This window comes from Rhodococcus sp. DK176, assembly GCF_038447315.2.
Classification (GTDB): Bacteria; Actinomycetota; Actinomycetes; order Mycobacteriales; family Mycobacteriaceae; genus Rhodococcus_F; species Rhodococcus_F jostii_A.
In genome coordinates this window covers 5,815,832-5,839,453 of record NZ_CP118321.2, presented here as the reverse complement: position 1 = coordinate 5,839,453, position 23,622 = coordinate 5,815,832, and the positions used below count along the sequence as shown (strand labels likewise).

Genomic DNA, 23,622 nt, shown 5'->3' with positions numbered 1-23,622 from the left:
GATGATCGTTCAGTTCCACGACGCCGTCGGCCCGCCCACGTATCCCCCTCTACGTGGGCGGGCCGGCGGCGTGTTCGCTCAATTGACCCGGTTCACGCTGGTGGGCACGTCGAGCAATGTGCTCTACGCTCTCGCGTTCTTCACCCTCGACATGTACGGGTCGTTCGTCGCCAACCTCGTCGGCGTGGTGACCAGTTCGATGCTGGCCAGCGAACTCCACCGGCGGCTCACCTTCCGGGCCGTCGACCGCGTCCGCTGGTTCGTCGCACAGTGGGAAGGCGGAACCCTCGCGCTGATCGGCCTGGCCGTCAGCTCACTCGCGCTCGCCCTCCTGCACATGCTCTTCCCCGGCGCCGACGGCCCAGCGCAGGTCGCGCTCGTCATCGCCGTCAGCGCCGTCGTCGGCGGGCTGCGGTTCCTCGCGCTCCGCGGGTGGGTTTATGCCTCCGGCCCGTGAGTACTTGTTAACCGCGGGCCGTTAACAAGTACTCACGGCAAGGGACGGTGCCACGGACCCGTGATCGCCAACGTCAGCCCCGGCGACTGGATGTTCGCGAACAGGATCTTCCCGTCCGCGCTGAACGCCGGGCCGCAGAACTCGCTGTCGTTCAACTCGTTCCGCGCCATCGCGAACGGCTCGCCCTCCGCCGTGACGCCCACGAGGTGGCTGATCCCTTCGCCGTCCTCGGCGAGGATCACGCCGCCGTACGGCGAGAAGGTGATGTTGTCGGGCCCGTCGTAGTTTCCGGTGTCGACTGCGGGATCGGGATTGACACCGAACAGGGTCTTCAGCGTGACGGTCTGCTTCGCCGGGTCGTAGAACCACACCTGGCCGTCGTGCTCGGCGACGCTGCCGTCGCTGGTCCGCGCGTAGCTCGCGACGAAGTAGGCACCGCCGTCGCCCCACCACTGCCCCTCCAGCTTGCGGCTCCGGGTGACGACGTCGTTCCCGAACTGCTCACGCACCGGCGTGCTCGTCGCGTCACGGTCCGGCACACCTACCCACTGTACGGTGTACACGGTTCCCGGCTCGGTGGCCTGCGACAGGTCGGGGACGTGCGTTCCGCCCTGGAAGCACGCCATCGCCTGGAGAGCGCCCGCGGCGTCGCCGCCCGAAGACTGCGCGAGTTCGCGCAGCGCGTTCGGCCCGCCCCGGAAACCCTGCGGCGGCGTCCACCGGTAGTACAGGCCGTTCGGCCCGGACGCGTCCTCCTTGAGATAGATGGTGCTCGACGCCGGATCCACCGCCACGGCCTCGTGCGCGTACCGGCCCAGGAACTTCAGCGGCACAGGACTTTTGCCCCTGTTCGCGTCCTGACTCGCCGGGTCCACCTCGAAGACGTAACCGTGGTCGAGCAGGAACCCGTCCTCCCCCGCGCGCGCCTCCGTCTCCTCGCAGGTCAACCACGCCCCCCACGGGGTGATGCCGCCCGCGCAGTTGTTCACGGTGCCCGCGACGCTGACGTACTGGCCCTGCCGTGCCCCGTCGGCGCCGACCGCGGTCGTGGTCGTGCCGCCGCGCGCCCGCGTCGTACGTCAATCCCTCGAGAGCGGGCACGCCGAACGGTTCGTCGCTGCCGATCTCGTGATTGGTGACGAGTGTGGAACCGCCGGGTCGCGCGAACACCCCGATGGCGTCGGGATCGCTCGGCACCGGTACGCCACCGTCCAACTGCGTCTCACCCGACAGGGAGACGACGGTGTACGAAAAGCGTCTACGTAGATCTCATACTATCTGCCACTTGCGTGGCGGGCGTGGGAGATGGACGTGTGTCACGGCTACCCGCATCACCGTGCGGCGGTGCGGGTTTGACCGTGTCCCACACCGACGCTTGTGATGCAGGAACATGCTGATTCGGAGTCATCCCCAACCGCGGTGTCACGGTGGGCAGGCTGCGGCGGACCCGGCGATGCCGCGGCCTACGCGGTGTCGGACCGTTCTTGTCGCGGCACCGGCGCACCGGCGCATGTTCGGCGACCCGGATCGCGGGCATCTGCCCACGCCGGCGGGTGGCTTTGTTTCTGCCGAGGAGCGCGCGTTTGGCCAGGTTCACCCCGGCGATGTGGTCCCGGTTGCCGCCGACCCGGCAGCATGCACACCACGCGGTGTGGTAGCCGCCGGGGCGCGCAAGTGGTTCGTCGCAGCTCGGACATTGCGCGGACGATCCCCGGGCGGGCACCGAAACCACCGCGATACCGACCTCGGCGGCGGTGTGCGCGAGGGCGTCGACCGCTTGGCGGCGGGCGGACTGCGCGGCCCGGTTGTTGTTGACCCGTCCGTGCCCGCGGGTCTCGAGGGTGGTGAGATCTTCCACCGCAATCAGCTGCGCCTGGGTGTCGGTGGCGTAGTCGGTGACCTGGCGGGCGAAGTGGAACGCCAATTCCCGGTTGATCTTCCCCCGCTTGATACCCACCGCCTCGCGGTGGGCGTCGAGGACGGCGATCTTCGCCTCCAGCTGGGCGCGGACCTCAGATGGGGCGGTCGCGGCCAGTTGGGTCAGGCGAGCCGCCTTGGCGTGCAGCAGCTGCCCCTCGGTTTGCAGGCGGGCCAGTTTGATCCCGAGGCCTCGGTCGTCGTAAGTGAAACCCCGATAGTCCGAGACCACACCCTCCGGGGTGTGTGTCGCGACGGCGGCGGCACCGAGAGTGGACGGAGACCAGTCCACGCCCACCGCCGTCGTTCCCGAGGTCAGATCAGCGGCGGGGACCGCTTCGGTGGCAGCGCACCGCAGCAGCAGACCTCGGTGATCGAGGGCGAGGGTCGGGAGATGCCACTCGCTGATCGGCCGCCGGTGCAGGTGCGGTGGGATCGCGGCGGTCAACCGGACCCGTCGCCACTGCGCACGCCCTGTCGGGGCGGCGGCGGTGGGCAGTTTCACCGTCAACGTCATGACGGCGTCGGTGACGGTGAGGTGGGCGAGTTGCCGATCCGCCGCGGAAAGCCGAGCCATCGCCGACACCTTGGGTGGCGCCTGCACGTCGGTGATCCGCAGCCGCGCGTCTGCCGCGCCGCGTGCGCGCGCCGCGAGCTGCCGCACCACGCCCCGGGCGAATCCGGACGGGACGTACTCCGCAGCAGTGGTGGGTGCGGCGATGCGGCCGGTGGCCGGGTCGAACCGGGCCGACAGTGCCGTGATCGCGGTGTCTCGGTATGCCAGAGCCCGCAAAGTGCCTACCGCCTGCGCGGTCACCACCCGCGTGACACGCGACGGAACGTAGACACCGTCCGGGTAGTGCGGAGTCCAGCCGAGCCGCGCAGCCGCGACATGACCTTGCCTCGGGAGTTTCCGGCCGTGGCTGTCACATCCGGCGGCCAGAACATCGAAGGTGGCCGGTTGCCACAGCCGCGACAGCAGGTGCGCTTCGGCGCCCGAGATCAGGTCGAGCATCCACCCGACACGAACGTCGACGTCGTCGAGCCCGATCGGCGCACCGGTCGCGTCATCGACAGCCAGGTAGGGGCGGGTGGTGAACGAGAACTGCCGCAGCGCGGTGAATCCGGCATCGGCCATCAGCTAGCACCTCTCCCACCGTGCCGGCGCATCGCCGAAGAAGCCGACGTTGACTCCGCTTCGACCACAATCGGTGAAGCGGCCGGAAAACGACGCGAGCACTGCCATGACGTCATCCAACAGCTCCTCTACCAGCGACATGTCCCCAAGTTCACGCCGGGCCTCGACCTTAACGCCGACCACCGACAGGTAACGCTCGATCCACGCCACCGGCAAACCGCGCCAACCGATCCCGCCACACCACTCGCAGCACCGCGAAGTGACCCTGGCTGCGTCGTCGAGCATTTGATTCAGTCCCGGCCGGGTCTCCCGCAGACCTGAACCACGATCCCTGTAGACCCGGTACACGGTGCCGGTGGCACTCTCGCGCAGCATCTTCTCCTGATTGGCGAGCGAGGATTCCTGACCGGTCGAGCCGGACACCCGGCAGTACAACGCGTCCGCCCTGTCGGCTGGAACACACTCCCAAGTGTGGGTCGGCCCAGGTGGACGTCGAGATCCTCCCGATCGAAGACTCGCTGACCGGAACCTGTACGCCGAGACGGTAACCGGCCCTCCGACGCGGCCTTCCGACGCGGCCTTCCGGACCCCCCACCACCGACATGCTCGGGTATGCCGCCGCCTCGCCGATCCGCATGATCCGATAGCAACAGGAAGGACTAGAAAGTATTAGGGATTACGGTAACAGCTGAGAGCCAACCGGCAGGGAGAGAATTCGGTTCGGGTCCGGCACGAGCGGTCCGTAGCCGATCGCCTGCCCCGGCGCCGCGGACACGAACGCCGGACGGACGAGGGCGTCGACGCTGCCCGCAGTGCCACGCCGAGGCCCGCGCGCGAACCGCATGCGAACTTCCCCTGTGAGTACTTCTCACCCCCCGCGGTTGATAAGTACTCACGGGCGTTGACATGTGACCAAATGGTCACCTATTGTCGATTCATGGACGACGATCACGTCTTCAAGGCGCTGGCCGATTCCACCCGCCGCCTGATACTCGACCGATTGTTCGCCCAGGATGGTCAGACGCTCACCGAACTCGAGTCGCAGGTCGAGATGACACGATTCGGGGTCATGAAGCATCTGCGTGTGCTCGAAGACGCGGGGCTCGTCGTCACGCGCCGCTCCGGCCGGGAAAAACTTCACTACCTCAATCCTGTGCCGATACAGCTGATCCACAACCGGTGGATCGACAAATACACCGAGCGTCACACGAGTGCGCTCGCTCAGCTGAAAGCCGAACTGGAGGAAGAGAAATGACTACCGCCGACGCAATCCAGATCTATGCGATCTACATCAAGGCGACGCCGGAGGCCATCTGGGATGCCATCACCAAACCCGAGTGGTCGCAGCAGTACGGTTACGGCGGCCTGGTCGACTACGACCTCCGCGCGGGCGGCGCGTTCCGATCGCGCGCGGACGATGCGATGAAGGAATACCCGGGCGTGCCCGACGTGATCGTCGACGGCGAGGTGATCGAGTCCGATCCGCCGAAGAAGCTGGTGCAGACGTGGCGGATGCTGATGGACGCCGACAACGTGGAGGGTTTCACCACCCTGACCTACGAGATCGTGCAGTCTAGCCGGCCCGGAGTCGCGAAACTGACTGTCACACACGACCTCACCAACGCACCGGGCCTGGCCGAGATGGTCGCGGGCAAGCGGGAGTCCGAGGGCGCGGGCGGCGGCTGGAACGAGGTGCTGAGCGGAATGAAGACTCTGCTCGAGACGGGGCAGCCGATGGTGAACTGGGGCTGACCGTCGGGTCGGTGGGCGCGAGGGCCCGACATCTGTCGGACGGCCGCAGTAAGCTCCAACCATGACGGCTGCGCAGTCGCTCGACGGGGATTTCCTCGCACTCGCCGACCCTTACCGGCGCGAGTTGCTCGCCCATTGTTATCGCATGATGGGCTCGCTTCACGACGCCGAAGACCAGATGCAGGAAACCTTCATCCGGGCCTGGCGGGGGTACGACGGCTACCAGCAGCAGGCGTCGCTGCGGACATGGCTGTACAAGATCGCCACCAACACGTGCCTGACGGCCCTGCAGAGCAAATCCAAGCGTCCGCTGCCGAGCGGGCTGGGTGCGCCCGACTCCGACCCCACCGCCGACCTCGTCGAGCGGCACGAGGTGCCGTGGCTCGGGCCGCTCCCCAACCGCCTCATCGACGACGACGCGAACGATCCCGCCACCGTCGTGACGTCGCGCGAGTCGGTGCGGCTGGCGTTCATCGCCGCCCTTCAGCATCTTCCTGCACGTCAGCGCGCGGTTCTCGTCCTCCGCGACGTGTTGCAGTGGAAGGCGTCGGAGGTCGCGGCGGCTCTCGGTACCACCACCACGGCGGTCAACAGCCTGCTGCAGCGCGCACGCGCGCAACTCGAACTGGCCACGCCGACGGCCGACACCCTCGTCGAACCGGAGTCCCCCGAGGAACGCGACCTCCTCGACCGGTACGTCGCCGCGTTCGAGAACTATGACATCGACGCGATCGTCGAACTGTTCACCAAGGACGCCGTCTGGGAGATGCCCCCGTTCGACGGCTGGTATCGCGGCGGCCCTTCGATCGGCACCCTGATCAGGGGAAACTGTCCGGCCAACGCTCCGGGAGACATGCGGCTGGTGCCCACGGCGGCCAACGGACAGCCGGCCCTCGGCCTGTACATGCGCGGGGAGGACGGCGTCCACCGGCCGTTCCAACTCCACGTCCTGGACGTGACGGCCGACGGGGTCTCCCATGTCGTCTGCTTCTTCGACGTCGATCTGTTCGAGAAGTTCGGACTACCGGAGACCCCGCCCGCCTGACCCCTACGCCGGCACGGCGGCGGGATCCATCCACATGACCTCCCAGACGTGACCGTCCAGGTCGCGGAACGCGCGTCCGTACATGAAGCCCTCGTCCTGGAGCTTGCCCCACGCCGTTCCGCCGGTGGCGAGGGCCTTGTCGACGAGGCTGTCGACTTCCTCGCGGCTGTCGGCCGAGATACACATCAGGGCCTCGACGGACTTGGACGTGTCGCAGATGCCGCCCTCGATGAAGTCCGTGAACCGGGACTCGACGAGGAGCATCACGGACGTGTGCTCGTTGATCACCATGGCGGTGCAGGAATCGTCGCTGAACGTGGGGTTGAACTCGAAGCCGAGTCCGCCGAAGAACGTCTTGGTCGCGTCGAGGTTCTTGATCGGCAGGTTCACGAAGAGCATCCGGGACATGTGATTCTCCTTCTCGGGTTCCGCCCAGTGCGGAAGGTCATCGATACAGACCGCAGCGGTGCGCAAAACTCATCGGCGTCCGCTCGCCCGATCCTCTCAGCTCTCGGCGAGGTCGAGGAACGAGCCGATCATGATCCGCCCGGCCGCTTCCACGTCGTCCATGTGTTCCCCCGACGGGGCGGTGTCCGGCGGCATGTGAGCCTGCATCTCCGGCAGCTGCGCGCGGGTCAGTTCGACGTGGAACTGCAACCCGTACGCGCGGCGGCCGATCGCGAACGCCTGATTCTCGTAGAGGTGACTGCTCGCCAGCCGGACCGCGCCGTCGGGGAGGTCGAAGGTGTCGCCGTGCCAGTGGACGACGGACACCTCGGCACCGACCGAACCGAACACGGGATCCCGCGTCCCGTCCTCGGACACGGTGACCGTCCCGGCGCCGTTCTCCGGCGTCGGCCCCCGGCGGATCACGCTGCCGAACGAGGCGGCGAGAAGCTGGGCGCCGAGGCAGATTCCCAGCATCGGGAGTCCGGCGTCCACAGATTCTTTGATGAAGTTTCGCTCTCGCGGAAGTTGCGGGTGGGTAACGTCATCGAGTGCGCCCATCGGACCGCCCATCACCACGAGTCCGCCGATGTCGCGAAAGTCCGGCAGTTCGGATTCTCGGTACATGGGGTACTCGGTGTAGCGAATTCCCCGCTCCGCCAGCAAAGTACCGACGAGTGCCGGTCCTTCGAACGGCACGTGCTTTACAACCGCCCAGTGCTTGTTCATGCCACAATTCTTACCGAGTAGGGACTTTCGGCCCTATGCAGGCCAGGATTCGCGAATTCCGCACTGAGTGCACAAAATTCGGATGTTCACACGGAGTTCATGTTCGGTGTACACCACCCGAATGACACCGTCCGAACTGGACGCTTGTCTAGTGGCATGGCTCACGGGAAACCTGTACAAATACGGGCGTCACGCTTTCGTGACCAGTCCCATATCAATTAGTTATCCGGTGGTGGTCCCTGACAAACGGAACTTCACCATCTCCCGTTACCTCAGACCACAGACGAGCCCTCCCGCGATCCGGGAAGTCGTCTACGGGATGGAAAGGGCCTCAGATGCCGCTCCCCATGTCCCCTCTCGACTCGATGTTCCTTCTCGGCGAGTCTCGTGAGCACCCGATGCATGTCGGCGGCGTGGAGATCTTCCAGCTCCCGGAAGGCGCCGACACCTACGACATGCGCGCGATGCTCGACCGCGCGCTCGCCGACGGCGGCGGAATCGTCACGCCCCGCCTCGCCAAGCGAGCCCACCGGTCCTTCTCGACGCTCGGTCAGTGGAGCTGGGAGACGGTCGACGACATCGACCTCGGTCACCACATCCGGCACGACGCGCTGCCCGCCCCTGGAGGCGAGGCCGAGCTGATGGCACTGTGCTCGCGGCTGCACGGATCGCTGCTCGACCGCAGCCGCCCGCTGTGGGAGATGCACCTCATCGAGGGACTGAGCGACGGACGGTTCGCCGTCTACACCAAGATCCACCACGCGGTCGCCGACGGCGTCACCGCGATGAAGATGCTGCGCAACGCGCTCAGCGAGAACTCCGAGGATCGGGACGTGCCGGCACCGTGGCAGCCGCGGGGACCGCGGCCGCAGCGGACGCCGTCGAAGGCGTTCAGCCTGTCGGGTCTGGCCGGTTCCACGTTCCGCGCCGCCCGCGACACCGTCGGTGAGGTCGCCGGGCTCGTGCCCGCGCTCGCCGGCACCGTGTCCCGCGCCTTCCGCGACCAGGGCGGCCCGCTCGCCCTGTCCGCACCCAAGACCCCGTTCAACGTGCCGATCACCGGTGCCCGCCAGTTCGCGGCGCAGTCGTGGCCGCTCGAACGTCTCCGGCTGGTCGCCAAACTGTCCGACACCACCATCAACGACGTCGTGCTCGCGATGTCCTCGGGAGCGCTCCGCAGCTACCTCGAGGATCAGAACGCGCTGCCCGCCGAACCGCTGATCGCGATGGTGCCGGTGTCGCTGAAGAGCCAGCGCGAGGCGTCGAACGGCAACAACATCGGGGTGCTCATGTGCAACCTCGGCACCCACCTCGCCGATCCGGCGGATCGCCTCGACACCATCCGGACGTCGATGCGCGAGGGCAAGGAGGCGTACGAAACGATGAGTGCCACGCAGATCCTCGCGATGAGCGCTCTCGGCGCGGCACCGATCGGCGCGAGCATGCTGTTCGGACACAACTCGCGGGTGCGTCCGCCGTTCAACCTCATCATCTCCAACGTTCCGGGCCCCAGCTCGCCGCTGTACTGGAACGGTGCGCGACTCGACGCGATCTACCCGCTGTCGGTGCCCGTCGACGGCCAGGGCCTGAACATCACCTGCACCAGCAACGACGACATCATCTCGTTCGGGGTCACCGGCTGCCGCAGCGCGGTGCCCGACCTGAAGTCGATCCCCGCCCGGCTGGGGCACGAACTGCGCGCCCTCGAGCGCGCGGTCGGAATCTGACCCTAGGGACTCTTACGGTCGCTGTGGCCGAGGTGGCGGTCGGGTGCCACCCGGTCCCGGACCAATTGCTTGAGCACGGTGATGTCGGGGAAGCCGCCCTGCTCCTTGCGGTCCCAGATCAGTTCGTCGTCGACGGTGATGCGGAAGACCCCGCCGGTGCCGGGGACCAGCGCGACCTCACCGAGTTCCTGCCCGAACGTGCCGAGTAGTTCCTGCGCCATCCACGCCGCACGCAACAGCCACTGGCACTGTGTGCAGTAAGTGATCGCGACCCGGCCGTCTGCGCTGCTCGTCGTCATCGTGCCAGGTTAACCGAACGTGCTCCCCCGCTTGCGGTTCGAGTTGCGCGGAGGACACCTGTTCGTCATGCGTACGTCAGCATCCTGAGGCAGACTGTCGATCGCCATGCTGTGCCACCTCGACGAAAGGAAGCCGCCATGTCCACCGCGCTCGAAGAATCGCGTCGCCACGCCATCGAGCTGACCAACGAGAAGATCCAGGCCGTCAAGGACTTCTTCACCAACATCTTCCGCCTGGACACCACGCACCGCACCGAGGCCTGACCACGGGGGGGAGGTCTTCGCCGAGAAGGCCTCCCCACGTTCACCGGATCGATCCGAAGAACTCCACGACCTCCGCGGTGCGGAAGTGGTCTTCCGAGACGTGCGGTCCGCTCACCTCGACGAACTCGACTGCGCCTCCGCCGCGGCGGAGCATCTCGACCCACGGTCCCGTGACGCCGGCGATGTTCGCCACCTCGTCCTCCCGCGACGCGTACACCCGAATCGGCACTCCGGCATAGTCTCCCGGCTCGTGCCGGACGGCGTCCCAGCGCTCGGTCTTCGGTTCGAGGTCGTGCCCGTCCGCGGACACACGGAAGGCGTCCCGCACGGTGTCGCGTCCGTGTTCGCCCCGTTCCCACACCGCGCGCAGCGACAGCGACGGAGCGATGAACACAACGCCGTCCCACGCGACCTCCCGCAGGCGCACGGCGTTGGCAGCGGCGTTGCCGCCCATCGATTCGCCGATCAGGAAGCGGCGTGTCACCGGCCACCGATGCGACACCCACTCGTCCAGCGCGACCACCGCGTCCTGCGCCGGCCGGTTACCCCACTGGTCGCCGTGCAGGTACGGGCTGGCGACCAGGTAGCCGGCGTCCAGCAGGCCGTCCCGCAGGCCGGCGCGGTCGTTGATCGACCTCTCATCCCCCGTCCGCCCGTGCAGGTAGTACACGACCGCCGACGGCGCCACTCCGCACGGCACCGCGACCAGCGCACGATCGCCGGAGCGCGGGACGGTCACCGCGTGCTCCTCGTACGTCGTGAGGTGTGCCGTGCGCCGCGTCAGCGGTTCGGCGGACCCGGCACGAAGTATCACCCCGCCACGCTAACAAGCGGGGACGCGACGTGCCTGGCGGCGATCTCCGACCCGACACCGGTTTCGCCGAGACGAGCTGACGTCCGACGCCACGCTCCTATAATTTCAAGCCTGAGCCCTAGTTGCGAGGGGGACGGATGGCCGGCTTCCTGCTACGACGAGCGCTCAACTACGTGGTGCTGTTGCTGCTGGCGTCGTTCCTGACGTTCAGTCTCGCCTCGCTCACGTTCCGTCCGCTCGACAGCCTGGAGCAGCGCAATCCGCGGCCACCGCAATCGGTGATCGACGCGAAGGCCGCCGAACTGCATCTGGACGATCCGATCCCGGTGCGGTACGCGAACTGGCTGGGCGGTGTGGTCCACGGCGACTTCGGCACCACCATCACGGGTCAGCCGGTGTCGGACGAGCTGGGTCGCCGGATCCTGGTGAGCATGCGGTTGCTGATCCTCGGTTCCGTCATCGGAGCGGTAGTGGGTGTGCTGATCGGCGCCGCCGGTGCGATCCGGCAGTACAAGTTCAGTGACTATTTCAGCACCGTCGTGTCGCTGCTGATTCTCAGTGCGCCGGTGTTCCTCGTCGCGACCCTGCTGAAATACGGTGCTCTCCAGATCAACTCGGCCACCGGCAACCAGATCTTCCTGTACACCGGCGAGTCCTCGGCCAGCACGATCACCGGGTTCTGGCCGCAGTTCGTCGACCGCGTGCAGCATCTCGTGCTGCCGACCATCGCGCTGGCGCTGGGCAGCATCGCCGGTTACAGCCGGTACCAACGCAACGCGATGCTCGACGTTCTGGGAAGCGACTTCATCCGGACCGCGCGGGCGAAGGGACTGACCCGGCGGGCGGCACTGCTCAAGCACGGGCTCCGGACGGCACTGATCCCGATGGCGACACTGTTCGCCTACGGATTCGGGGCGCTGGTCGTCGGAGCGACGTTCACCGAGACGATCTTCGGCTGGCACGGGATCGGCGAGTGGATCGTGATCGGCATCGACAATCAGGACACCAACATCGTCGTGGCGATCACGTCGTTCACCGGGCTGATCGTGCTGTTGTCGGGACTCCTCTCGGACGTGGTGTACGCGGCGCTCGACCCGAGGGTGCGTGTCGGGTGACCGAGATCCAGATCGCGTCCACCGATGCGGCGGTGTCGGCCGTCGGTCGCCGGACCCTGTTGTGGCGGCGGTTTCTCCGGAACAAGCCCGCCATCGCCGGGGTGTGCCTCCTGGTGTTGCTGTTCGTGGGCAGCTTCGTCGGACCGCACCTGCTCCCCTACGACTATCAGCAACTCGACTACACCGCGCTGCTGCAGCCGCCCAGCGCCGAACATCCGTTCGGCACCAACCAGATCGGCCAGGACGTTCTCGCCCAGACGCTGCGCGGGCTGCAGAAGTCACTGATCATCGGGATCTGCGTCGCGATCTTCTCCACGGCCATCGCGGCGCTCGTCGGTGCCCTGGCGGGGTATGTCGGCGGCTGGCCGGATCGGGTGATCATGTGGCTGGTCGACCTGCTGCTCGTCGTTCCCAGCTTCATCATCATCGCCGTGTTCACTCCGCGGCTGAAGTCCTCGAGTTCGATCGTCCTGCTGATCCTGCTGCTGGCGGTGTTCGGCTGGATGATCACCGCCCGGATGGTCCGGGGAATGACGCTGAGCCTGCGCGAGCGGGAATTCGTCCAGGCGGCCCGGTACATGGGCGCCCCCACGCACAAGATCATCACGAGCCACATCGTCCCGAACATCGCGTCGATTCTGATCATCGACGCGACCCTGAACGTCGGTGCCGCGATCCTCGCCGAGACCGGGCTCAGTTTCCTCGGGTTCGGCGTCCAGAAACCGGACATCTCCCTGGGGTCGTTGATCGCCGACGGCACCGAATCCGCCCTCACCTACCCGTGGCTGTTCCTGTTCGCGGGCGGACTGCTGGTGATCACCGTGCTGTCGGCGAACCTGGTGGGCGACGGTCTGCGTGACGCGGTCGACCCCAGCTCGACGCGCGCCCGGTCCGGCAAGCGGAAGAAGAAGGTGAAGCGGTGACCGGGCAACCGCTGCTCGAGATCGAGGACCTGCGGGTCAGCTTTCCCAGCGAGGAGGGCCGCATCGAGGCGGTCCGCGGCGTCGGCTACGGCGTCTCCGACGGCGAGGTGCTGGCCATCGTGGGTGAGTCGGGTTCGGGCAAGTCGGTGGCGTCGCTCGCCGTGATGGGTTTGCTGCCCGAGCATGCGCGCGTCACCGGCTCCATCCGGTTGCAGGGCCGCGAGTTGCTGGGCATGGGCGACAAGGAGCTGTCGGCGCTGCGCGGGAAGACGGTCAGCATGGTGTTCCAGGACCCGCTGTCCGCGTTGACGCCGGTGTACCGGGTCGGTGACCAGATCGCCGAGGCGCTGCTCGTCCACGGTAGGGCGAGCAACAAGAAGGATGCCGCGCAGCGTGCCGTCGAGCTCCTCGACCTGGTAGGGATACCCGATCCGGCGGTGCGCGCCAAGGCCTTTCCCCACGAGTTCTCCGGCGGCATGCGCCAGCGCGTCGTGATCGCCATCGCCATCGCCAACGACCCTGCGCTGATCATCTGCGACGAACCGACCACCGCCCTCGACGTGACCGTGCAGGCGCAGATCCTGAACCTGCTGCGCAAGGCCCGCGACCTCACCGGCGCCGGCGTCGTGATGATCACCCACGACATGGGCATCGCCGCGACGCTGGCCGACCGCGTGGTGGTGATGTACGCGGGCCGGGTGGTGGAGTCGGCGCCGGTGCGCGAACTGTTCGCCGAACCCCGAATGCCCTACACCGCAGGGCTGCTCGTGTCGGTGCCGCGGATGGATGCACCGATCCGGAGCCGCCTGGTCTCGATCGCCGGTGCCCCGCCCGCGTTGCATTCGCTGCCACCGGGCTGCACGTTCGCGCCGCGCTGCCCGCTCGCGGTGGACGCCTGCCTGCTCGCCGAGCCGGAACTCGTCTCGACCGGACCCGGTCATCAGACTGCGTGCATCCGCGTCGACGAGACGGGCACCCGAGACCTGTTCACGGCGTATCGGCGGGACCAGCCGGCACCCGCCCCCACCGCGGAGGCGGCACCCGAACACCGGGTGGTGTTGCAGGTGACCGATCTGGTGAAGACGTATCCGATCACCAGCGGTCTGGTGTTCCGCCGCAAGCGGGGCGAGATCCGGGCGGTCGACGGCATCAGCTTCGACATCCGGGCCGGCCGCACGCTGGCGCTGGTGGGTGAATCCGGTTCGGGCAAATCGACCACGTTGACGCAGATTCTCGACCTGGCCGCGCCGGAATCCGGTTCGATCGCGGTGCTGGGCGCCGACGTCGCGGCGCTGAGCCCACCCGAGAGGCGCGCGATCCGGCGCAAGATGGCGGTCGTCTTCCAGGATCCGACGGCGTCACTGGACCCCCGGCTGCCGGTGTTCGACGTTCTCGCCGAGCCACTCCGGCTGGACGGCCGCAGGCGTGAGGAGGTCGGCCGCCGGGTACCGGAGTTACTCGACCTCGTCGGGTTGCGCCGCGAGCACGCCGACCGCTATCCGGCGGATTTCTCGGGCGGCCAGAAGCAGCGGATCAGCATCGCCCGGGCGCTCGCACTCGACCCGGAACTGCTGATCCTGGACGAGCCGGTGTCGTCGCTCGACGTCTCGATCCAGGCCGGGGTGCTCAACCTCCTGCGCGATCTTCAGGAGCAGCGGGGCATGTCGTACCTGTTCGTCTCCCACGACCTGTCGGTGGTCCGCAACATCGCACACGACGTCGCGGTGATGTACCGGGGCAGGATCGTCGAGTCGGGGGCCGCGCAGACGATTTTCGAGAATCCGCAGCACGAGTACACCCGGGCGCTCCTCGAGGCAATTCCCGTTCCGGATCCGACGTTTTTGGCACACTAGCGTCAGCGAACTTCGAGGAAGGGCACCCCATGAGGATTCGTTCGGCGCGCACCCGCCTCGCGGTATCGATCCTGGCCATCGGACTCGTTCTCGGTGGCTGCGGCGGTTCGGATACCGGTGATGTCGAGGCCGGATCCGGATCGATCGGCACCACCAACGACATCAACCCGCACGACCCCAGCGAGCTGCGCGACGGCGGAAACCTGCGGTTGGCGTTGTCGGGCTTCCCCCCGAACTTCAACACGCTGTCCAACGACGGCAACGACACCGAGATCGGCGCCATGCTGAAGCCGATGATGCCCCGCGCGTTCAGCACCGACGCCTCGGGAGCGCTGTCGGTGAACCACGACTACTTCACCGACGTCGCGCTCACCGGCACCGACCCCCAGCAGGTCACGTACACGATCGACCCGAGGGCGGTGTGGTCCGACGGCACCCCGATCACGTGGGCGGACATCCAGTCCCAGGCCGCGGCACTCAGCGGTGAGAACAAGGACTTCCTGATCGCGAACACGTCCGGGTTCGAGCGGGTGGACAGGGTCGAGCGCGGCGTCGACGACCGTCAGGCGGTGATCACGTTCGCCGAGCCGTACGCCGAGTGGAAGGGCCAGTTCGCGGGCAATTCGATGCTCTACCCGAAGTCGGTGACCGCGACCCCCGAGGCGTTCAACGAGAGTCTGCGCGACGGGGTCACGCTGACGTCGGGACCGTTCCGGATCGCGTCGATCGACAGGGCGCAGAACCGAATCACACTGGGCCGCAACCCCGCGTGGTGGGGTGACACCCCGAAACTCGACACCATCACCTACAGCGTGCTCGACGACGCCGCGCGCATTCCCGCTCTGCAGAACAACGAGATCGACGCGTCCGGACTGGGCACCATCGACGAGGTGAAGACCGCACAGGGTTCGGAGGGAATCGCGATCCGCCGGGCGCCGGGAAACCAGTTCTCGCACATCACGTTCAACGGCGCGGAGGGATCGATCCTCGCCGATCCGGAGTTGCGGGTGGCGCTGTCCAAGGGCATCGACCGGCAGGGCATCGCGACCGCGATCCAGAACGGTCTGGTCGACGATCCCCAGCCGCTGAACAACCACGTCTACCTCAACGGTCAGGAGGGCTACCAGGACAACAGCGCAGCCGTCTCCTACGACCCCGAGGAGGCCGCGAGGCGGCTCGACGAACTCGGCTGGACACTCGACGGCGAGTTCCGGGAAAAGGACGGGCGCAGGCTCGAGATCCGCGACGTCATGTACCAGTCGACCACCTGGGTTCAGATCGCACAGATCCTTCAGCAGAACCTCGCGCAGATCGGCGTCAAACTGAACATCGACACCCGCGGCGGCACCGGATTCTTCACCGATGTCATCCAGCCCGGCGACTTCGACATCGCCCAATTCTCCTGGGTGGGTGACCCGTTCCCGCTCAGCGGCCTGCCCCAGATCTACGCGTACAACCCCGACGACCTGCAGGGCAATTACGGCCGGATCGGTTCGCCCGAACTGAACGCGCTGATCGAGCGGACGATCTCGGAACTCGACCCGCAGAAGGCGATCGAACTGGCCAACGAGGTGGACACCGCGGTGTTCGAGGAGGGGTTCTCGCTGCCGCTGGTGCAGGCGCCGGGCAATGTCGCGGTGCGCGACAACCTGGCGAACTTCGGCGCCGCCGGACTCGCGTCCTACGACTACACGAAGATCGGCTTCCTGAATTAGCGGGTTCGCGGCCGTCCGCTACCCCGTTGCCGTCGGCGCGTGTGCGCTGGTGGTGTGCGGCGCGTTCGCCGTCGTCGCCGACGCCGATCAGCTCAGTGCACTGGTCGTGGTCGCGGCGACGGTGCTCGGTGTCACCGGCCACACATGGTTCGCTGCCACCCGTTCGGGGTCGGAGCCGGGGCGCCCTGCCACGGTGCACCGGGTCCGCCAGCAGCATCGGCTGACCAGCAGGTCCTGGATCGAGGTTCGTGAGGAACCGGGTTCACTGTGGATTCCGGTGTTCTTCGATCCCGTCCTGATCACCCTGCCGACCCCGACCGCGGCGACCCTCCACTGCGTGGGGCGTCGCCGTGTCGTCGTCTGGGAAAACCGTCGACTGCTCCCCTCCGGTCGAGCGCGTCGCTCGGAGCCGGCCGGGCGGTTGATCGACAACCCGTCGCGTCCGGATCCGGACGGTCCGGTGCGCGCACGGACGGCCGCTCGGCCGGTCCGCCGGCTCGTCCTCGACGCCCAATTCGCGGTCGCGGCGCCGTTCGTCGGGGCATTGTGGGTCTACGTCGCGGGCGGTGGGCTGCCGACGTTCGCCGGCGCGACGTGTGTGGCGGCGGCCGTCGCGGTGTGGTTGGCGGCCGTCCGCGGCTCCGACCCCAGCTGAGGGGTCAGGACATGGTGACGCCCGCGCTGACGAAGCACGGCAGCAGTCCGGCGATCTCGCTCAGCACGGGGCCGAACCCCACGGCGGCGGGAACCGGGTCGTTGACGAACGCGACACCCCGGAACCCGGTGGTGAGGTTCGTGAACTGCACGACGGCGCCGTTCCACTGCGCGAGCGGCGCGGCGGTGGTGTACCGGATCCGGTCGGGCGCGACCCGCTCCGCGTTGAACGTCAGCCACGCGCCGGGGGCGCAGGTCGACATCGAGCCGGGGATGAAGGGCGCCGCGGAGACGGCCGAGGGCACTGCGAACGACAGTGCGCCTGCCACGGCGATCACTGCACCCAACCGGCCCACCACTTGTCGAGTAGACATCGGAATTCCTTTCGGGGCGCGCCAATCCGTCTCCCCGAGTACGGCGGAACCGCGTCACTGAGTGTGAATACCAGGTCAGAGAATTATATCCCCGCGGGTACCTCCCACCGCCAGGGTCAGGAGGCGTCACCCACGTCCAATTCGAGACGGTCCTCCTCGAGCCGCACCACCCGGACGGTGCGCAAGTCGCCCGCCGCCGTGGTGACCTCGAGCCGCCCGTCCTCGGCGGGCACCCACGTGCCTTCACGTGGTTCGTCGGCGTCTCCCCGGCCGATCACCCAGTCGACGAACGAGCCGTCCGGCCGGAATTCGATACCGCCACGCCCCCTCGCGCGCGGGAAGTCGAATCCGGCGGGCCTGTACACGCGGACGCCGTCGTGGTCCTCCTCGAACGAGTGCCGCCATCGTCCCGCGGCACTTCGGGAAACCAGCGCGGACGCGGCGGACTCCGTTCCCCCGGGCCGCCCGGTCCACAACTGCTTCCGGACGCCGTCGAGGCACGCTCCCATCCGCGCGCCCTGCCCCTTGGTGAACATCACCATCCCGGCGTCGTCCGTGTAGTCCATGTAATCCATGAACAGGTCGCCGTGGGGGCCGTTCCCGCAAGTGATGTGCGGGAATCGCGGCATCCCGACGTTCTGCCCGCCCTGATTGGGGGTGTCGCCGACCTCGTCGGAGCCCCGGCACCCGGTGCCGTCGTCACCCCAGATGTGGAACAGGTTGAAGTAGTGCCCGATCTCGTGGGTCGCGGTGCGCCCGAGGTTGAACGGGGCCCGTGCGGTGCCCGTCGTCCCGAACGCGGTGTAGGTGATCACGACGCCGTCGGTGGCGACCGGACCGCCGGGGAACTGCGCGTAGCCGAGCAGACCACCGCCGAGCGCACAGACCCAGATGTTCAGGTATCTCTGTGTCGGCCACGGATCGGCGCCGCCGGTCTCCGCGGATTTGACGCCGTCGTTCTGATCGAACGCATCGACTTCGGTTGCAGCTCGGTTGATTCCGTTCGTCGCCCGTCCGTCCGGATCCGTGTCGGCGAGGTAGAACTCGATTCCCGCGTCGCCGACCAGATGCTCGAACACGGACGGAACGGTGTCCACGTCGTCGTTGGTGGCCCGGAAATCCTTGTTGAGCACCTCGATCTGGCTCTCGATCTGCGCGTCGGAGATGTTCTGCGCCGCAGCCTTCCACACGACGTGAACGACGACCGGAATCCGTGCGACGCCGCGAGCGGCGATCGACTGCAGCGATTCCAGGTCGATGGTCTGGTTCTCGATCTCCGATCGGGCGATGCGATACGACTCCGACTCGGTCAACAACCGGCGGTGCACGTCCATCGCCCCGCAGGTGCGCTGCGTGGGCAGATCGATCGCTGATTCGTTGGTGCTCATGGCGTCGGGCTCCCTTTCGGTTTCAGAGAATCAGGTCCTGGGGACGGATCAGTTCGCGAGGCAGGGCGCTCGCCTCGATCCGCTCGAGCGGATCGGCCGCGATGCACGGGTCCAACCCGAGCCCGGTCAACTGGGCGATCCGCCGCACGGGCACCTGGAACGTGCGGTACGCACCGTAGGAGAACGCCTCCTCCCCCTCGGCGAATTCGTCGAGCAGGGCGGCCTGGCTGAGCAGGTATCCGGTGACCGAGAGACCGCCGTTCTGCTTGACCATGGCCACCGTCTTCCAGAACTGACGCGGCAGCGCCACCCCGCGGTATTCGGGGTCGTCGGGCGCGAGAACGGGTCCGGTGACGACACTGACGGCGAGGTCGGCGTTGTCCGCGTTCTTCAGGACGTAATCCTCGAGGCCCAGCCACAGGGTCTGGCCCGCGTTGAAACTGTGATGTTGCGGAGTGCAATTCGTGAAGTGGAACGTGTCGTCGTTCGCCGCCTTGGCGAGCGGCCCCCACGCCGGGTCGAGTCGGCGCACCAGGTGTCCGCGGTCGAGCGGATTGTCCCGATACACGTCCTCCCCCGTCTGCTGGTCGGCCGGAAGTCGCGGGTCGAGAATCCATCTGTCGCTGTCACGCCGCGGGCTCTGCGACTGCGTTCCGTCGATGTTCACGGCAGTGAACAGCGCCAGCGCCCGCTCGCGATTCATCACGACGCTGAAGTGGTGGTACTTCAACTCCGGTGACGCGACCGACGGTGTCCCGGGCCGCGGAAGGGGTAGCGGCACACGCAGGAAGTTCGCGTCGTACCCGCCGCGCGTGCTGTAGTTCGGGTCGATCGAGATCGCCTCGGGCTCAGCGGGTCGCCGGGCGGCGGCCGGTGAGTCGACGGAGCCGAGACGCACCGTGATCTCGAGGGGAACCCGGACGGTCACTTCCCGTTCATGTTCGACGGCCGGGGATGCCGTCGGGGCCGTCCGCTCCGCGCGGACGATGTCGTCGGCGAGGTCACGTGACTGCGGGGTGAGGTTCTGCGCGCGCACGTACTCGAGGATGCGGCTGATGCGCACGCCCTCGTTGAGGACACCACCGAACTCGGTGTGTTGTGGCGCCCGCACACTCGCGTGATGCAACGCGACCACCTCCCACTGATCGTTGAACACCGGCGAACCCGAGGATCCGGGTTCCGTGTCGGCCGAGTAGTGCAGAAACCGCTCGGGTATGTCGACGATACGGTTCTCCCGCAGGGCGATCTGCTTCTTCTCGCCGCGAGGGTGCTGCACGATGGTCACGAATTCGCCGATGACGGCCTTGCCCTCCGCCTGGATCAGCGGGTTGAAACCGAACTGGGCGAGCGTTCCGGGTTCGGCTCCGACCGCGACGAGCGCGAAGTCGCGTTCCCGGTCGGCGAGGTAGAACCGCCCCGGGTCCAGCGGGAACATCTGCACGGGGCGCGGTTTCCCGTCGATGCCGTCCTGGTAGTCGAACTCGATCACGCTGCTGCGCGCAGTGTCCGCGTTCGGCAGCACGTGGTGGTTGGTCAGCAGCAGCGTGGGTGAGACGAGGAAGCCCGTGCCGTAGCCCTGCAGGGTTCCCCGCGCGTCGCGGATGTTGACGCGCCCGATCGACCGGGCGGCGGCGGCGCCGGCATCGAGGTATCGGACGCCGACGAAATCGGCTGTGTTGATTATCTTCTCGAGAACCTGATCCGGAAGGGTGTCCGACTCCCAGTCCCCCGCCGCGTAGTAGCGACCGAGCCGGTCCACCCGCTTCGCGATCCGATCGGGAGTGTCCGCGGCGGCGACGCCTCCGGGGCCGTTGAGTGCGTCCACGTGCTCGCCCCGCTGCGGTGCCCGTTCGCGGGCACGCAATTCCGCCGCATCGCGCTGTCGCTGCCGTTCCGCCTCGAACGTTCCCCCGGGCATCGCGCGCTGCGACTGTCCGTCTCCGATGTTGTCGACGATGGTCATGACTCGGTCCTCACGTAGGTCGGGCGGCTCGTCCTGCGATTGCGAGCCTGCTCGTCGCGGGCACATCGGTCATGCGTAGTGAGCTACTCGTTTCTCGGCCCGGCCACGGTGTCGGTGCGTTCGTACTGTTCGACGCCGTTTCGGACGACCCGTCGGATGCGGTCGCCGTCGGCCACGAGGTCGTCGAGCAGCGGAACCGCCAGTTCGGGCCGGATGGGGGTTTCCGCGAGGAGCTGCCCGAGTTCGAGTGCGTCCGACCCGAGCGCGCCGACGATGACCTTCCGCCGCGCGGAATCCAGCGCCGCCTCGACGTCGAGTTGCTTCGCGGTGTCGCCGCGCGTCGCCTGTATCGGTGTCGCCGTCTCGACCAGCAGCGCCCGGACCTCCGGCGCCGTCAGGTCGCGGTCGGTCGCCCACACCAGCATGGCGGCGACCGCCACGTACAGCGCGGCGAACGTCGTGCCGTCCATCTCCGGTCGATCGACGAGCTGCTCGCACGCTGTCCCGGTGATCGTCCGCGGCGCGTAGATGTCGGGTTTCCCCGCGTCGGGGAAGTACGGGGTTTCGTGGGTGAGCGTGCCGTCGTCCTCGACGGCTCCGACGGCGAACGCGTCCGCACTCCACGCAGGATATGCCGGTTCGTCCGAGTGGTCGCCCGAGGCGATCACCAGCCTGCCGTCGCTCACCAGGTGCGCAATCACCGCATTCTGCGCATCCGAGGGCACCGCGTTGCCGTAGTCGAACACCAGGATGTCCGCGTCGGCCAGGGCCGCGTCCTCCATCCACCGGCAGACGTCGCGCTCGGACGGGACACCGTCGCCGAAGGCCAGCTCCCCGGGAAGGAGTTCGGCCAGTGCCGATTCACCCTCCCCCGTCTCTCCGGCTACTACCCGCCCCGGAACCCCGTGCTTGATGGCGCACTGCGTGACAGCGACGGCGATCTCCTCGCGTCGGCCCACCGTGAACGGACCTGCGACCGCCAACCGCAACGCGCGCCGCACCGGCGACGCTGCCGCTGCCTCTGCTTCGGGGACAGCGGTTTCGGCGCCGAAGAAGTCGGACCCGTTCGATACCTGGGGCGCCGCTTTCGGGGCGCCGACGCCGAGTTGCCGGACGAGGACCGGCAGGTCCCGCGGGTCGAACGTGCCGTTCCGGGCGGCGAGATCGGCCAACTGCTCCCACAGTTCCAGGTGTCGCACGTCCGCGTAGAGCCGGGACAGGTCCTTCTCCGGATAGCGGGTCAGGGTCGGCAGATTGCGCCGGATCCACTGCCACACTTCAGGCCACGACAGGGCGTCGAGGCGGATCGTGCGCACCTCCGAGGGGCGGAGCGGTCGCGTCAGTTCGACGAGGTCCGCGGTGGCCGCCACCGCGAGCCGCGCCTTGCTGCGCCGCTGTGTCAGCAGGACCAGCGCGTCGAGGAGGCCCTGGGCTCCGGGTGCGTCGCCGAGCAGCAGGTCACCGTCGTCGATGACGATCGCAACCGGGACTTCGGTGAGGTCGCCGAGTAGTCGCTCCCACCAGTCGCCGGCGCTGAATCTGCCCGGCCGGACGGTGCGCACCCCGACGTCGCGCATCAGCTCGTCGACGAGGCGGGCCAGTTCGCGGACCGGGTCGGGGTCCGCGAGTAGCCGTTTCGCGCTGATGTACAGATGTGCGATCTGCGGATCGAGCTCGTCGAGCACCCGGTCCAGAAGCGAGGTCTTTCCCGTCGACGGCATTCCGACGACGTGCAGCAACCGCGCCGGCGTCTGCCCGGACAGCACGTCCACCCCCTCGCGTAGCTCCGCGAGGCGGGAGATGAAGCGAAGTTCGCCCTGGCGGATACCGAGCCGCAACCCGACCCGCCGGGACGGCGGCTCCGGCCGCGCCCGCGCCTCCGGGTCGATGATCGCGCCGGGCTCGCTACCCCCGACGAACAGGCACGGAACCGCCCAGTCGAGCAGCGGGTCACCGCTGTTCTCGTCTCCGTTGATCGCGAGCCGCGCCAGCCGCAACGCCTCGGCCACCGGCTGGCCGGCGGTCAGTGCCTGGTAGAAGAAGCGCGTCAGCAGTCGCTCCGTCCTGAAGGGCAGCACCGCCTGCATCCCGATCACCATCGGGCACGCATCACGTACGCAGATGTCGGCGGACGACAGCGGCCCGGGCCAGGGATCGTCGTCGGCGGCACCGTCCGGCGCGCGTGCCGTCTCACACCCCGCGAACACCGCCAGCCGGAGGTCCGGGAGTTGCTGCAACAGCAACGCGAATTCCTGGCTGGGCAGCAGCATCCCGCGACCGTTGCGCCGCTCCAGCTTGAGCCCGTCCGGATTGGCGTGGCCGAGGTAATGGAAGAGGTGAAAACCGCGTCTCTGCATGCCCATTCGACTGCGGAGCCGTTCGACGGACGGGCGGTCCTCGACCACAACGCGGAGCAGACCCCGGTCCACCAGGGGCCGCAATTCCGACAGAAGGCTACGTTTCTCGGCATACAGGTCGAACGGGGCCTCGGAATCCTCGGGGCCCTCCCGCAGAGGGCTCGACATCACCAGCAGAAGGTTGAGCGGCGGCTCGATCGGCGTCTGCCGCAACGGGTAGGTGCGCGACCGTCCCGATCGCACCACGTGGACGTCGCGCGCCATGGCGAGGAACTGGTCGGGTCGTTGCGGATCCAGCAGCAACTCCCACGGCCAGGCGCACACTTCCTGCGGTGCGGCGAGGACGCGGAGGAGAAGCTGGGTTCCCGTGGTCCGGGCCAACCCCCGGCTCTGCTGCAGCAGCGTGACGATGTCCGGAACCCCGAACACCAGGTCCGTCAACACCTGCCCGACGTCGAGGGCATGGGTTGCGGCGTCGGTGCGCGCGTGCCGGACGGTGTCGGTCAACCAGTCGGACGGGGTGTCGATCGTCTTCCCGGTGACATCGTTCGGCAGTTTCCATTCCGGGATCGGCCGCCGCACCGCGAAGACCGAACCCATCCGCGACTGCGCCGAGAGCCAGATGTGGTCGCCGGCCCGGAGAACGCTGATCTCCAGTGCCTCGAAACCGGGTGTCGGTCCCATGCGTCCG

At 67.7% G+C, this 23,622-nt stretch carries 21 protein-coding genes and 1 pseudogene; 11 read left to right on the top strand and 11 right to left on the bottom strand.

Going from position 1 to position 23,622, the window contains the following annotated elements; genetic code table 11:
- The first annotated feature begins 1 nt into the window (after position 1).
- Complete coding sequence (locus PSR88_RS27310) at positions 2–457, top strand: GtrA family protein (RefSeq protein ID WP_016883658.1); 456 nt, start codon at positions 2–4, stop codon at positions 455–457.
- 32 nt (positions 458–489) lie between these two features.
- On the opposite strand, the pseudogene PSR88_RS27305 reads toward PSR88_RS27310, so the two are convergent.
- The 3 genes and pseudogenes from PSR88_RS27305 to PSR88_RS27295 all read right to left on the bottom strand — a co-directional run.
- Positions 490–1,711, bottom strand: a pseudogene (locus PSR88_RS27305) (alkaline phosphatase PhoX); the annotation flags it as partial.
- A gap of 4 nt (positions 1,712–1,715) precedes the next feature.
- Positions 1,716–3,512 (bottom strand): zinc ribbon domain-containing protein, encoded by a 1,797-nt coding sequence (locus tag PSR88_RS27300; RefSeq protein ID WP_016883661.1) that lies wholly within the window; start codon positions 3,510–3,512, stop codon positions 1,716–1,718.
- Positions 3,513–3,515: 3 nt separating this feature from the next.
- Positions 3,516–3,935, bottom strand: a complete 420-nt coding sequence (locus PSR88_RS27295; RefSeq protein ID WP_237724144.1) for a recombinase family protein — start codon at positions 3,933–3,935, stop codon at positions 3,516–3,518.
- Between the two features lie 514 nt (positions 3,936–4,449).
- On the opposite strand from PSR88_RS27295, the gene PSR88_RS27290 reads away from it, so the two are divergent.
- From PSR88_RS27290 to PSR88_RS27280, 3 genes are all read left to right on the top strand, one after another.
- A complete protein-coding gene (locus PSR88_RS27290) occupies positions 4,450–4,767 on the top strand; it encodes an ArsR/SmtB family transcription factor (RefSeq protein ID WP_005573288.1) in 318 nt (105 codons plus the stop codon).
- A complete protein-coding gene (locus tag PSR88_RS27285) occupies positions 4,764–5,264 on the top strand; it encodes an SRPBCC family protein (protein ID WP_016883662.1) in 501 nt (166 codons plus the stop codon). Before PSR88_RS27290 ends, PSR88_RS27285 begins: the two co-directional genes overlap by 4 nt.
- Before the next feature lie 61 nt (positions 5,265–5,325).
- On the top strand, positions 5,326–6,309 hold the full coding sequence (locus PSR88_RS27280) for a sigma-70 family RNA polymerase sigma factor (protein WP_016883663.1): 984 nt from the start codon (positions 5,326–5,328) through the stop codon (positions 6,307–6,309).
- A 3-nt stretch (positions 6,310–6,312) separates the two neighbouring features.
- Here the strand turns inward: PSR88_RS27280 and PSR88_RS27275 are convergent, their stop codons facing one another.
- Together PSR88_RS27275 and PSR88_RS27270 are read right to left on the bottom strand one after the other, a co-directional pair.
- Positions 6,313–6,717, bottom strand: coding sequence for a VOC family protein (locus PSR88_RS27275; protein ID WP_029539545.1), 405 nt, complete (start codon positions 6,715–6,717; stop codon positions 6,313–6,315).
- 96 nt (positions 6,718–6,813) lie between these two features.
- The gene (locus PSR88_RS27270) at positions 6,814–7,485 is read right to left on the bottom strand and encodes a type 1 glutamine amidotransferase (RefSeq protein ID WP_016883665.1); all 672 of its coding nucleotides are present in this window, start codon (positions 7,483–7,485) and stop codon (positions 6,814–6,816) included.
- Between the two features lie 335 nt (positions 7,486–7,820).
- On the opposite strand from PSR88_RS27270, the gene PSR88_RS27265 reads away from it, so the two are divergent.
- Positions 7,821–9,212, top strand: coding sequence for a WS/DGAT/MGAT family O-acyltransferase (locus tag PSR88_RS27265; RefSeq protein ID WP_016883666.1), 1,392 nt, complete (start codon positions 7,821–7,823; stop codon positions 9,210–9,212).
- A gap of 2 nt (positions 9,213–9,214) precedes the next feature.
- On the opposite strand, the gene PSR88_RS27260 is transcribed toward PSR88_RS27265, so the two are convergent.
- A complete protein-coding gene (locus PSR88_RS27260) occupies positions 9,215–9,511 on the bottom strand; it encodes a SelT/SelW/SelH family protein (protein ID WP_009478374.1) in 297 nt (98 codons plus the stop codon).
- Positions 9,512–9,649: 138 nt separating this feature from the next.
- Here PSR88_RS27260 and PSR88_RS27255 point away from each other — a divergent pair, with 138 nt between their 5' ends.
- Positions 9,650–9,775, top strand: coding sequence for a hypothetical protein (locus PSR88_RS27255; RefSeq protein ID WP_005257351.1), 126 nt, complete (start codon positions 9,650–9,652; stop codon positions 9,773–9,775).
- A gap of 40 nt (positions 9,776–9,815) precedes the next feature.
- On the opposite strand, the gene PSR88_RS27250 is transcribed toward PSR88_RS27255, so the two are convergent.
- Entirely contained in the window at positions 9,816–10,589 is a 774-nt protein-coding gene (locus tag PSR88_RS27250; RefSeq protein WP_016883667.1) for an alpha/beta hydrolase family protein, read from the bottom strand.
- Between the two features lie 137 nt (positions 10,590–10,726).
- Here PSR88_RS27250 and PSR88_RS27245 point away from each other — a divergent pair, with 137 nt between their 5' ends.
- From PSR88_RS27245 to PSR88_RS27225, 5 genes are read left to right on the top strand one after another with little or no spacing between them, the layout of a single operon-like run.
- A complete protein-coding gene (locus tag PSR88_RS27245) occupies positions 10,727–11,704 on the top strand; it encodes an ABC transporter permease (RefSeq protein WP_016883668.1) in 978 nt (325 codons plus the stop codon).
- Positions 11,701–12,627 carry an ABC transporter permease gene (locus PSR88_RS27240; RefSeq protein WP_016883669.1) on the top strand — a complete coding sequence of 309 codons (927 nt, stop codon included), beginning with the start codon at positions 11,701–11,703 and terminating at the stop codon, positions 12,625–12,627. Before PSR88_RS27245 ends, PSR88_RS27240 begins: the two co-directional genes overlap by 4 nt.
- On the top strand, positions 12,624–14,480 hold the full coding sequence (locus PSR88_RS27235; protein WP_016883670.1) for a dipeptide ABC transporter ATP-binding protein: 1,857 nt from the start codon (positions 12,624–12,626) through the stop codon (positions 14,478–14,480). The genes PSR88_RS27240 and PSR88_RS27235 overlap by 4 nt, the downstream gene beginning before the upstream one ends.
- Positions 14,481–14,509: 29 nt before the next feature.
- Positions 14,510–16,195, top strand: coding sequence for an ABC transporter family substrate-binding protein (locus tag PSR88_RS27230; RefSeq protein ID WP_016883671.1), 1,686 nt, complete (start codon positions 14,510–14,512; stop codon positions 16,193–16,195).
- A gap of 49 nt (positions 16,196–16,244) precedes the next feature.
- Complete coding sequence (locus tag PSR88_RS27225; RefSeq protein ID WP_016883672.1) at positions 16,245–16,850, top strand: hypothetical protein; 606 nt, start codon at positions 16,245–16,247, stop codon at positions 16,848–16,850.
- A 4-nt stretch (positions 16,851–16,854) separates the two neighbouring features.
- Here the strand turns inward: PSR88_RS27225 and PSR88_RS27220 are convergent, their stop codons facing one another.
- The 4 genes from PSR88_RS27220 to PSR88_RS27205 all read right to left on the bottom strand — a co-directional run bounded on the left by PSR88_RS27220 (position 16,855) and on the right by PSR88_RS27205 (position 23,615).
- Positions 16,855–17,223, bottom strand: coding sequence for a hypothetical protein (locus tag PSR88_RS27220; protein ID WP_009478367.1), 369 nt, complete (start codon positions 17,221–17,223; stop codon positions 16,855–16,857).
- A 116-nt stretch (positions 17,224–17,339) separates the two neighbouring features.
- Positions 17,340–18,611: a zinc metalloprotease gene (locus PSR88_RS27215; protein WP_016883673.1), complete on the bottom strand. Its 1,272-nt coding sequence runs from the start codon at positions 18,609–18,611 to the stop codon at positions 17,340–17,342.
- A 22-nt stretch (positions 18,612–18,633) separates the two neighbouring features.
- Positions 18,634–20,574, bottom strand: a complete 1,941-nt coding sequence (locus PSR88_RS27210) for a DNA/RNA non-specific endonuclease (RefSeq protein ID WP_016883674.1) — start codon at positions 20,572–20,574, stop codon at positions 18,634–18,636.
- 83 nt (positions 20,575–20,657) lie between these two features.
- Entirely contained in the window at positions 20,658–23,615 is a 2,958-nt protein-coding gene (locus tag PSR88_RS27205; RefSeq protein ID WP_016883675.1) for a CHAT domain-containing protein, read from the bottom strand.
- Between the last annotated feature and the right edge of the window lie 7 nt (positions 23,616–23,622).